This window comes from Brevundimonas sp., from assembly GCF_003248455.1.
Taxonomy (GTDB): Bacteria; Pseudomonadota; Alphaproteobacteria; order Caulobacterales; family Caulobacteraceae; genus Brevundimonas.
Window position 1 is genome coordinate 20,310 of the sequence record NZ_QFNM01000042.1, and the last position, 9,994, is coordinate 30,303.

A 9,994-nucleotide genomic window follows, 5' to 3' on the forward strand; every position below is an offset into this window, starting at 1 on the left:
TACAACAGGCCGCGCCGATGGGCTAGGAAGGGTTCATGACCGACGACGTTCTTTCCGCCTGGACGCCCTGGACCGCGCCGGGCTGGCGCGTTCGTCCGCTGTCCGGGCCGGACGGCCGGACGCTGGACCTGATGCTGGCCGTGCCAGGCGGGGCGCCGCCGCCGGGCGCCTGGCCCCTGTTGCTCGCTTTGGACGGCGGTCGGTTCTTCCCCGCCCTGGCCGGCGCCGCCGCGGCCCTGTCGCACCGGACCGACAAGACCGGCGTCGTTCCGATGGCCGTCGCCGGCCTGGGCCATCGGCCGGACCAGGGGGCGCTCGCGGATCAGCGCGCGCGCGACTTCACCGGGCGCCCCGGTCCTGACGCCGCCGTGCCGTCCGGCGGCGCCCAGGCGTTGCGCGATCTTATCGTGGAGGAGGCGCTGCCGATGCTGGGTCGGGCCGCCCCGATCGACCCGGCGCGGACTACCCTGTTCGGCCATTCCCTGGGCGGCCTGTTCGTGCTGGAGACGCTTCGGGCCAATCCCGCCCTGTTCGCCCGCTGGGTCGCGGTCAGCCCGTCCCTGTGGTGGACGACCCCGCCCGCCGACATCGCCTCGCCTTCGCTGATGGTGGGGTGCGGCGGGGCGGAGACGGCCCGCGACATGTGCGCCCGGATCGCCGCCTGGGTCGCCGAGAAACCCGGCGGCGCGGTCTTCACCCAGGCGCCCGGCGCCGACCACGGCTCGGCCCCCTTCGCCCTGATCCCGGACATCCTGCGCCACGCCAGCGGCGTGGCGCAGGCCGGGTCCGCTTAGCGGCGGACGCGGCTTTCCAGCTCGCCGATGCGGCGGGTCAGATAGGCCGTGTCGTCCGACGACGGCGTCGTGCGGCCATAGGCGGCCTCCAGCCGGGTCAGATCGCCCAGTTCCACGCGGATGTCGGCCGCATCGGCGCGGGTGACGGCGCCGGCGCGTTCGGCCGCCGCCAGACTGGTCTCCAGATTCGCCAGCCGGGTTCGGGCGGGCAGGGCGGCGGAGCCGTTCTGGCCCGCCGGGCCGTCGCCGACCCGCAGGTCCAGCGCATCCAGGCGCGCGTCCAGATCGGCGCGCTCGGCGGCGCTGATCGCGCCATCGGCCTTGTAGCGGCTCTCGACCTGGATCAGGGCCTGATAGTCGGCCTTCAGCCGCGTGGCCTCGGTGCGGGTCAGCCGCCGCGCCGTCACGGCCGCATCGACGCGGGCGTCGAAGGCGGCGCGGCCTTCGGCCACGGCGTCGGTCTCGCCATAGCCGACGGCGCCCGAATCCAGCGTCTGGGTCAAGGCGGTGTAGCGGGCGTTCAGATCGGCGCGCTCCTGGGCGGAGATGCCGTCGGCGGCGTAGCGGTTCTCCAGATCGACCAGGGCGGTGTAGTCGGCCCGCAACCGCGTGGCGGCCGAGGCGGACACGGTTCCGGCGCGCACGCCGGCGTCGACGCGGCCGGTGAACTGGGTCTGGCCGTCACGCAGCGGCCGGCCGCCGCGCAGCCAGGCCTGGTCCATGGCCGACAGGCCCAGCCGGTCGCCGAACAGGGCGCCGACGACCGCGCCGAGCCGATCCTGATTGGTGGCGGGCGTCTGGGCCGGGGCGGCCCCGGCGGCGAGGGTCAGGGCCAGGGCGCCGGCGCCGGCCAGGCCGATGCGGAGGGGAGCAGGGCGGATAGGGGTCATGGAAAGAAGCCTTTTCGTCGTTCCGGTTTCGAGCCGAAAGAACGACGGTCGCCCGGCTTGGTTGCCCTTTCCACGCCGACCGGCGCGACGTCCGGCTCAGTCGCGGATGAAATGCGGCACGAAACGCGAGGTGTTGCGGGTGATCCGACCCTTGTCCTCGCGCAGGCTGATCCCCGCAGGCTCGGCCCCGACCACCCACGATCCGACGATGGCGTGATTGCCGTCGAACAGGGGCGGATCGTGCAGCGCCTGGCGGATCCAGCGCCCCTCGCCATAGCCGCCGTCGACCACCTCGGCCCCGCTCAGACCCCGGTCGATCAGTTCGACGTTGTCGCCTTCGCGCGAGAACAGGGGCTTGCGGACATAGGACGATCCCAGGGCGTTCTCGGCCGGATCGCCCTCGAAATAGGCCTCCAGCAGATTGGGGTGGCCCGCATGGCGTTCCCATAACAGGGGCAGGATCGCCTTGTTGGACAGCAGGCTCTTCCACGCCGGCTCCAGCACCGTGACCTCGGCGGTGGGCAGGGGGGCGGCGTAGTCGTCGCGCAGCATCTGCTCCCAGGGATACAGTTTGAACAGCGCCTGGATGATCCAGTTCTCGTGATCCACGAACCGGCCGTCTTCGTTCAGGCCGATCTGTTCGATGGCGACGAACTGCGGCTCCAGCCCGGCCTGCCGGGCCAGGTCCTCCAAGAAGCGCACCGTCTGCCGGTCCTCGACGAAATCCGGGTCCGAGGCGAAATGGACGAAGCCGCCGTCGGGGAAGATGGCGCGGAACCGATCGACCAGCTTTTCGTGCAGGCTGTTGAACTGATCGGCGTCGGCGGGCAGGACGCCGGCCTTGATCTGGTCCTCCAGCCACAGCCACTGGAACACCGCCGTCTCATAGATGCTGGTCGGGGTGTCGGCGTTGTATTCGTAGAGCTTGGCCGGCCCCTGGCCGTCATAGGCGAAGTCGAACCGGCCATACAGGGACGGGTCGCCCCGCTTCCAGCTGTCGGCCACATAGTCCCGCATCGGCTCGGGAATATCGAGCTGCTCCATCAGCCGCTCGGACTGGACCGCCTCGTCGACCAGGTCCAGGCACAGGCCGTGCAGTTCCTCGGTCGGCGCCTCGATCCCGTCCTCGATCTCGCCCAGGGAGAAGGCGTAGGCCGCCGTCTCGTCCCAATAAGGCTGGCCGTCGGTATGGCGCCAGGTGAAGCCGAGTTCCTCGGCCTTGGCGTCCCAGTCGGTGCGGGGGTCGAGGCGCAGACGCTCCATGGGTCAGGCCGGGTCCTTGTCGGGCGCCTGTTGGCCGATGCGCGGCGTGACCACCGTCACCTCCGGCTGGCTGAGGCGGGCCAGGACATCGTCGGCCGACGAATGGCCGGGCAGGATGCCGGCCTCGCGCAGCTTGGCGTCCAGGTCCGCGCCGGTGCGGCGGTCTTCCAGGGCCTGGCTGGCGTTCAGCTTCTCCTCCTGGATGGCCTGGCGCTGCTTGATGCGTTGCAGGCTGTCGGCGGCCGAGCCTATGCGCGACTGGGCGCCGGCCGAGTTCAGGGCCACGGACGTCTGGGCGCGCTGGACGGAGTCGTTGACCTTGACGATGTCGATCTCGCGACGCAGCGTCTCGATCTTCTGGTCGGTGGCGGAGATGGCGGCGCGCAGCCGCGTCTCGGCCGCCTTCATGTCCTCGATCAGGGGGCCGCGGCTGGTGATCTCGACCTCCAGCTCGGCGATGCGGCCGGCGACCTCGCGGGCCAGGTCGGTCTTGCCCTGGCCCAGGGCGGTGCGGGCCGAGCTTTCGTATTTGGCGATCTGGTCGCGGAAGCTGGCCATTTCGTTCTCGGCCATGCGGCGGCGCGCCACCAGGCCGGCCAGATCGTCTCGGGCCTTGCCTTGAGCATTGTCGGCGTCGCGGATTTCCTGGTCGAGGATCTTCAGGGCGTTGGCGTCGACGACGCCCTGGGCCGCATCGTGGGCCGTGCCGCGGAACAGGGCGGACAGTTTTCTGAGCATGGACATGGTCGGTCTTCCGGGATCAGGCGGCGTCGGCGCCGAAGGTTTCACGCAATTCGGTGGCGTCGATCGCATTCTCGGCCAGGGTGCGCAGTTCGATCAGGATGGTCTGAAGCGTCGTCTTGCAAGAGAGTTCGCCCATCAGCTCATACACGTCTTCGCCGCCGACATTGGTGATGGCGAAGTTGGACAGCGGCACTACGCGCTGGGCCTTCAGCAGGAATTCGTTGAAGGCGTGGCGGTCGGCCTGTTCCGACACGGGCCACAGCAGGACCGAACAGACGATCTGGGCGCCGCCGACGCTCAGATAGACCGGCAGGTCGCCGTATTCGTGCATGGTGGCCAGCAGCACCGGCTCGGCGCCTTCCAGCACCCGCAGGCTCATTTCGCCCTCGCGCAGCAGGGCGGACCCGTCCAGCGCCGCCTTGATGGCGGGCACGGTCCAGGGGGTTTCGATCACGGCGTCCATTTGGTGGTGGTCTCCAGGGGGGATGGCATCGGAAGCAGGTTGGCGGGGCCGGCCGGCAAGCTGCGGCCCGCGCGTGGAATCGGTGACGATGGCGCGAACGGCCGCCTTGACGTCGTCGCGGGCGGAAGCAGGCACCCAAAGCTCCAGCTTGACCAGGCCCGCCTCGCGGCGCGCCTGTCGCCACGCACGGATGCGGTCGTTGGCGGCGGAGGAGAGGGGCGGGGCGGCGGCTGGCATGTCGTTACATGAAACACGTAACATGAACGCTTGACTTAGCGCAAGATCGGACCGAATGTCGCGGCATGAACCGCCTCATTCGGTCGCATCGTCGCTGTTCGCTCGCCGTCGGCGCGCATCGGGCCTAGATAGTCGCCCATGTTCAAGAAGCTTTTCGGATCGTCGGAGAAAGCGCCGCCCGCCAATCGGCTGGCGACGGTGCGCAACATCACCGTGGGCCGGACCGTGTCGCTGGACCCGCTGGCCTGGCGCCGGCTGGGCGACGAGACGCATTTCACCCTGGATCGCGACGTGCTGGACATCTCGGCGCAGGGGCTGGTCAGCCTGGACAGCGGCCAGTTCGTGCATCGCTTCTATACCGACGACCACGTCATGCTTCAGGCCATGAGCGACGACGAGGCGGGGCTGGAATCCTACGACTTCAGCCTCTTCACGCCCTGGACCTCGGCCTATCCGCCGGGCGAGCGCGAACGCCGCATCTGGCGCGACCGCCTGTCGGCGCCGGTGTTTCACGGCGCGGCCGAGGAGCTGCCCGACTATCCCCGCTTCTGGTTCGCCGAGAGCGACGCGATCCAGCCGCCCGTCACCCTTTGGGAGACGATCTGGGACGACCGCGCCGCGACCACGCCCTACGCCAAAATCTTCCAGACCTGCATGCTCTATGCGCGCGAGCTGGGCGGCGGTCGCGAACTGATGCTGGCCCTGGAGCAGCAGCCCGAGGGCGGCGACACCACACACGAAATCATGATCGGCATTCCGCTGGAAATGGCCGAGTTCCGCGCCTGAACGCGCAATCCGAGGGGCAAGACCGATGTTCGACTGGTTCATTTTTCAGCAGGGGGCGATCGCCTTCCTGATCGCCTTCGTCCTGGCGGGCGCGTTCACCCTGGCGTTCAAGCTGATCTACCAGTGGGTCACGCCCTATCACGAGCATACGTTGATCCGCGAAGGCAACACGGCCGCCGCCATTGCGCTGGGCGGCGCCCTGATCGGCTATGTCCTGCCGCTGGCCTCGGCCTTGTCGCATACGGTCAGCCTGATGGAGTTCGCCGCCTGGGCCCTGCTGGCCGGGGTGATCCAGATCGTCGTCTTCGTCGCCATCAGCCGCATGGCCTTCCGCAATCTGGTCGTCCGCATCGAGGCGGGCGAGATCGCCGCGGCCGTCTATCTGGCCTCCATCTCCATCTGCGTCGGCCTGCTCAACGCCGCCTGCATGACGTCGTGAACCCATGACCGATCTTCCCCAGAACCTGGCCAAAACCGACACCATGCGCCGGCTGAAGCGATCGCGCGTCCTGCACGTCAGCAGCCTGATGGCGACCGCCAGCTTCTCGCTGGCCGCCTGCGGCTCGCCCCAGCGCGTCCCGGCGCCCGAGCCCGAACCGACCCTGGCCTATCAGTCGCTGGACGAATGCAGGGCCGCCAACGACATTCCCGACAACGAATGCGACGCCGCCCTGGCCAAGGCCCAGGAAGAGGCCGCCAAGACCGCGCCGCGCTACGCCACCCGCGAGGAGTGCGAGGGCCAGTGGGGGCCGTCCCAGTGCCAGCCGAACAATCAGGGAGGCGGCTCCTTCTTCACCCCGCTGCTGACCGGCTTCATCGTCGGCCAGATGCTGAACGGCGGCGGCTATCGCGGCGGCGGTCCGCTTTATCGCGACCGCGAGGGTCGGCTGTCGAACGGCTATGGCGGCGGCTACGCCTACCGCGACTATCGCACCGGCAAGACCCTGACCAATGCGCGAGAGCACGGCGACGTGGCGCGCCAGGCCCCGGCGCGGGTGCAGAGCCGCACCACCGTCGTCTCGCGCGGCGGCTTCGGCGGCGGCGGGCGCGCCTATGGCGGATAGGGCGGCCCAGGACGTTCAGGGCTGGGGCGACCCCGAGGACCCCATCGTCCTGCTGATCGGCGCGCCCGAATCGCTGTTCGCCGACTGGCGCCGGTCGGTGCGCGCCCTGGTGGAGGCGGGACGGCGCGTCGTGGTCGCCCCCGCCGCCAGCGAGGACGAGGCCGCGGCGCTGCGACGGCTGCTGACCGACCTGCCGTCCCGGCCCGCCCTGATCTGTTCGCAGGCCGGCCTGCCGACGGTGATCCCGGCCCTGCAGGTGACGGGCCCGGCCCTGGCCAGCGGCCTGGTGGTCGTGACGTCCGACCCGCCCTCCCACGCGGACGCCGAAGCCCGGCCCGAGCTGGCGGCCCTGGACCTGCCGCTGCTGACGGCGGCCCGGCGAGACGACCCGGACCAGGCCGAGGCCGAGAACGCCGCAATCCTGGGCTTTCTGGAGCGCCAGGCCCCGCGCGAGGCCCTGCATTACCTGGCCGGCTCCGACCCCCGCACCCTGCGCGACGCCCTGGGCTGTTTCGCGACCGGGGTGACGGTGGTGACGACGCGGGATCAGACGGGCCAGCCCGTCGGCCTGACCGCCAACTCCTTCTCCTCGGTGTCGCTGGACCCGCCGCTGATCCTGTTCTGCCTGGCCCGGTCGTCCACCAACGTCGAAAGCTTCCGCCAGGCCGAACATTTCGCCATCAACGTCCTGCATATCGGCCAGCAGCCGACCTCGGGCGTCTTCGCCCGCTCGGGCGACCGCTTCCAGGACGTGGCCTGGGAGACATGGGACACCGGCGTCCCCATCCTGTCGGGCGCCCTGGCCAGTTTCGAATGCGCCACGGACCGGATCGTCGAGGCCGGCGACCATCTGGTCATCATCGGCCGCGTGACCCGCGCCCGGTTCGAGCCGCGTCGCGACCCGCTGCTGTATTTCCGGGGCAAGTATCGGCGGCTGCACTTCTCCTGATCGCGGCGGATCGCTATCTGTCGCCGCAAACGAGAGGAAACCATCATGTCGTCCGCCGATCCCGTCGTCATCGTCTCCTACGCCCGCACGCCGATGGGCGGTTTCCAGGGCGCGCTGTCCGACGCCAAGGCCACCGACCTGGGCGCCGTGGCGGTCAAGGCGGCGCTGGAGCGGGCGGGGCTGGACCCGGCCAAGGTCGAGCAGATCATCATGGGCTGCGTCCTGCCGGCGGGCCTGGGCCAGGCGCCGGCGCGTCAGGCGGGCATGGGGGCGGGCCTGCCCGTCTCGACCGAGGCGACCACCATCAACAAGATGTGCGGCTCGGGCATGCAGGCGGCGATGATGGCGCGCGACGCCCTGGCCGCCGGTTCGGCCGACGTGATCGTGGCGGGCGGCATGGAATCGATGACCAACGCCCCCTATCTGATGCAGAAGCACCGGGGCGGCGCGCGCATCGGCCACGACGTCATTTCCGACAGCCTGTATCTGGACGGGCTGGAGGACGCCTATGAACCCGGCAAGCTGATGGGTCAGTTCGCCGAGGACACGGCCAAGGCCTATCAGTTCACCCGCGAGCAGCAGGACGCCTATGCGACCGAAAGCGCCGGCCGGGCCAAGCGCGCCCAGGAAACGGGCGCCTTCGACGCCGAGATCGCCTCGGTCGAGGTCAAGACCCGCAAGGGCCCCGTCGCCGTCGACCGCGACGAACAGCCGACCCGGTCCGACCCCTCCAAGATACCCAATCTGAAGCCCGCCTTCGGCAAGGACGGCACGATCACCGCCGCCTCGGCCGCCTCGATCTCGGACGGCGCCGCCGCCCTGGTCATGATGCGCCAGTCCACCGCCGAGGCCCTTGGCCTGACGCCGGTCGCCCGCGTGGTCAGCCAGGCGGCCCACGCCCACGAGCCGCACCTGTTCACCACCGCCCCCGTGTTCGCCCTGCAGAAGGCGCTGAAGAAGGCGGGCTGGAGCGCCGACGACGTCGATCTGTGGGAGGTCAACGAGGCCTTCGCCATCGTGCCGATGATCGCCATGCAGGAACTCGGCATCCCCCACGACAAGATCAACGTCAACGGCGGCGCCTGCGCCCTGGGCCACCCGCTCGGCGCCTCCGGCGCCCGCGTCCTGACCACCCTGCTGTCCGCCCTGAAGGCCCACGGCAAGACCCGCGGCATGGCCGCCCTGTGCATCGGCGGCGGCGAAGCCACCGCGATGGGCGTGGAGTTGGTTTGAAGGGGCCGATCAGGCTTTGGCGTCTGGTCAGCCCTGACCTGGGCTAGGCAAGCAAGTGGGATCGGGCGACAGCATTTCTTCAGCCTTGAAGCCGCCCAAACCATCGTTTGTGAGCCGCAGACTGCTGCGCGCATTATAGGAGCCGCCGTTCAGGGCTGTGTCTGCAAAGCAGACGATGAAGCCTTCTGGAGTCCATCGAATAATCCGCAAACCGATGATCCAGTCGCCGGGGCGTTCCAGGGCTACGCCGTCGTCGCGGTTTACAACGCGTCCGAAGCCCAAGTTGCTGGGACGCTTCAAGCCGTCGGTTCTGGAAGGGCCAATCGAGTTGCGGAATGAGTTCAAGTCTAAGCCGCTTAAAAGCTGCAGCGGCGTCAGGTCAGCAGGCGGTGGAGGGATCAGCGGCGCCCAGCACTCAAGCAGTGCTGCGACAGTCTCGTGGCCCCACCGGGTGTAGGCTCCGCCCTTGGCCGTCAGTTCGACCCTCGCGCCATCCCGCTGAAGTGCAGTGAACGTCACCGCCGATGAAAAGCCATCCTTCATAGTGGGCCCCATCGGGATGGGATCTGATGCGACGGCCAAGGAAGGGGCCCTCAACGCCTGCCGGGCTATGCTGCCGAACGCCAGAGCGGCGTTACGAAGGGCGGGGCATTGATCTGAGGTGATGCTGTCGACTCGCCCTTCGGAGGACCTCACGGCTCGCCAGGTCCGCCCCTCTACCTCCTGCTGGGTTCGCCCGATTTGTTGGGTGTCAGGTTCAATCACGATCTCATGCGGCAGCGTGTAATAGGGGTCGCCTGTCACCGCAATTGTAGCTAGCGCGTCCGAAGCCTGCGCCCTTACAGAGCCCACCGCGGCGATCGCCGTCGCGGCGATGACGAATGATGTGCAAATTTTGATGATCATGGCGCGAACGTGATCCGCATCGCTTCAATCTGCAATAGAGCGAACGATTCCTAAGCCGCGAACGCCGCCCGGATCGGCTGCACCGTCTGGTCCGGGCGTTTTACCGGCAGGTCGAAGCTGACGACCGTGCCGACGCCCGGCTGGCTTTCCATGCTCAGCTGGCCGCCGTGCATTTCGATCAGGGACTTGGTCAGGGCCAGGCCCAGGCCGGTGCCCTGGGTGGTCTTGGAATGCTGGCCCTCGACCTGTTCGAAGGGGCGGGCGAGGCGCTCCAGGTCCTGGGGCGCGATGCCGATGCCGGTGTCGGCGCAGGATACGCGGATGCGATCCTCGCCCGCCGGTCCCACGAACGGTTTCAGCGACACGACGATGGAGCCGCCCTCGGGCGTGAACTTCACGGCGTTCGAGATCAGGTTCAGCATCACCTGTTTGACGCCCCGGTGGTCGGCCTGGATGTCGGGCAGGTCGCCGGCCTCGACCGCGATCTTCAGCCCCGCCTCCTGGACCTTGCCGCGCATCAGGCGCACCGCGTCCTCGCACACCTCGCGCAAGGACACCGGCTCGCAGTGCAGGGTCATCTTGCCGGCCTCGATCTTGGCCATGTCCAGGATGTCGTTGATCAGGCTGAGCAGATGCTGGCCCGACTTCAGGATGTCGGCGGCGTA

The 9,994-nt window shown here is 69.1% G+C and carries 12 protein-coding genes; 6 read left to right on the plus strand and 6 right to left on the minus strand.

Going from position 1 to position 9,994, the window contains the following annotated elements; genetic code table 11:
* Positions 1-35 precede the first annotated feature (35 nt).
* The gene (locus DI624_RS14160; protein ID WP_291539772.1) at positions 36-794 is read left to right on the plus strand and encodes an alpha/beta hydrolase-fold protein; all 759 of its coding nucleotides are present in this window, start codon (positions 36-38) and stop codon (positions 792-794) included.
* Here the strand turns inward: DI624_RS14160 and DI624_RS14165 are convergent.
* From DI624_RS14165 to DI624_RS14180, 4 genes are all read right to left on the minus strand, one after another.
* Positions 791-1,684, minus strand: a complete 894-nt coding sequence (locus tag DI624_RS14165) for a hypothetical protein (protein ID WP_291539774.1) — start codon at positions 1,682-1,684, stop codon at positions 791-793. The genes DI624_RS14160 and DI624_RS14165 overlap by 4 nt on opposite strands.
* Before the next feature lie 96 nt (positions 1,685-1,780).
* Positions 1,781-2,947 (minus strand): glutathionylspermidine synthase family protein, encoded by a 1,167-nt coding sequence (locus DI624_RS14170; protein ID WP_291539776.1) that lies wholly within the window; start codon positions 2,945-2,947, stop codon positions 1,781-1,783.
* Positions 2,948-2,950: 3 nt separating this feature from the next.
* Positions 2,951-3,691, minus strand: coding sequence for a PspA/IM30 family protein (locus tag DI624_RS14175; protein WP_291539778.1), 741 nt, complete (start codon positions 3,689-3,691; stop codon positions 2,951-2,953).
* Between the two features lie 16 nt (positions 3,692-3,707).
* Positions 3,708-4,391 carry a YjfI family protein gene (locus DI624_RS14180; RefSeq protein ID WP_291539780.1) on the minus strand — a complete coding sequence of 228 codons (684 nt, stop codon included), beginning with the start codon at positions 4,389-4,391 and terminating at the stop codon, positions 3,708-3,710.
* A gap of 138 nt (positions 4,392-4,529) precedes the next feature.
* Here DI624_RS14180 and DI624_RS14185 point away from each other — a divergent pair, with 138 nt between their 5' ends.
* The 5 genes from DI624_RS14185 to DI624_RS14205 are packed head-to-tail and all read left to right on the plus strand — an operon-like array spanning position 4,530 to position 8,423.
* Positions 4,530-5,177, plus strand: a complete 648-nt coding sequence (locus DI624_RS14185) for a YjfK family protein (protein ID WP_291539781.1) — start codon at positions 4,530-4,532, stop codon at positions 5,175-5,177.
* Between the two features lie 25 nt (positions 5,178-5,202).
* A complete protein-coding gene (locus DI624_RS14190) occupies positions 5,203-5,616 on the plus strand; it encodes a DUF350 domain-containing protein (protein WP_291539783.1) in 414 nt (137 codons plus the stop codon).
* A 4-nt stretch (positions 5,617-5,620) separates the two neighbouring features.
* Positions 5,621-6,241 carry a DUF1190 domain-containing protein gene (locus DI624_RS14195; RefSeq protein WP_291539785.1) on the plus strand — a complete coding sequence of 207 codons (621 nt, stop codon included), beginning with the start codon at positions 5,621-5,623 and terminating at the stop codon, positions 6,239-6,241.
* Positions 6,231-7,190 carry a flavin reductase family protein gene (locus tag DI624_RS14200; protein WP_291539787.1) on the plus strand — a complete coding sequence of 320 codons (960 nt, stop codon included), beginning with the start codon at positions 6,231-6,233 and terminating at the stop codon, positions 7,188-7,190. The genes DI624_RS14195 and DI624_RS14200 overlap by 11 nt, the downstream gene beginning before the upstream one ends.
* Positions 7,191-7,235: 45 nt before the next feature.
* Positions 7,236-8,423 carry an acetyl-CoA C-acyltransferase gene (locus tag DI624_RS14205; protein WP_291539789.1) on the plus strand — a complete coding sequence of 396 codons (1,188 nt, stop codon included), beginning with the start codon at positions 7,236-7,238 and terminating at the stop codon, positions 8,421-8,423.
* 27 nt (positions 8,424-8,450) lie between these two features.
* Here DI624_RS14205 and DI624_RS14210 read toward each other — a convergent pair whose 3' ends face one another.
* On the minus strand, positions 8,451-9,329 hold the full coding sequence (locus tag DI624_RS14210; RefSeq protein ID WP_291539791.1) for a hypothetical protein: 879 nt from the start codon (positions 9,327-9,329) through the stop codon (positions 8,451-8,453).
* A 50-nt stretch (positions 9,330-9,379) separates the two neighbouring features.
* Positions 9,380-9,994: HAMP domain-containing sensor histidine kinase (locus DI624_RS14215; RefSeq protein WP_291539793.1), on the minus strand; the 615-nt coding region annotated here is incomplete at its 5' end.

Coding starts and splice junctions, on each gene's coding strand:
- DI624_RS14190 (WP_291539783.1), top strand. CDS start 5,203: ATGTTCGACTGGTTCATTTTTCAGCAGGGGGCGATCGCCTTCCTGATC.
- DI624_RS14175 (WP_291539778.1), bottom strand. CDS start 3,691: ATGTCCATGCTCAGAAAACTGTCCGCCCTGTTCCGCGGCACGGCCCAC.
- DI624_RS14205 (WP_291539789.1), top strand. CDS start 7,236: ATGTCGTCCGCCGATCCCGTCGTCATCGTCTCCTACGCCCGCACGCCG.
- DI624_RS14200 (WP_291539787.1), top strand. CDS start 6,231: ATGGCGGATAGGGCGGCCCAGGACGTTCAGGGCTGGGGCGACCCCGAG.
- DI624_RS14165 (WP_291539774.1), bottom strand. CDS start 1,684: ATGACCCCTATCCGCCCTGCTCCCCTCCGCATCGGCCTGGCCGGCGCC.
- DI624_RS14170 (WP_291539776.1), bottom strand. CDS start 2,947: ATGGAGCGTCTGCGCCTCGACCCCCGCACCGACTGGGACGCCAAGGCC.
- DI624_RS14195 (WP_291539785.1), top strand. CDS start 5,621: ATGACCGATCTTCCCCAGAACCTGGCCAAAACCGACACCATGCGCCGG.
- DI624_RS14160 (WP_291539772.1), top strand. CDS start 36: ATGACCGACGACGTTCTTTCCGCCTGGACGCCCTGGACCGCGCCGGGC.
- DI624_RS14210 (WP_291539791.1), bottom strand. CDS start 9,329: ATGATCATCAAAATTTGCACATCATTCGTCATCGCCGCGACGGCGATC.
- DI624_RS14180 (WP_291539780.1), bottom strand. CDS start 4,391: ATGCCAGCCGCCGCCCCGCCCCTCTCCTCCGCCGCCAACGACCGCATC.
- DI624_RS14185 (WP_291539781.1), top strand. CDS start 4,530: ATGTTCAAGAAGCTTTTCGGATCGTCGGAGAAAGCGCCGCCCGCCAAT.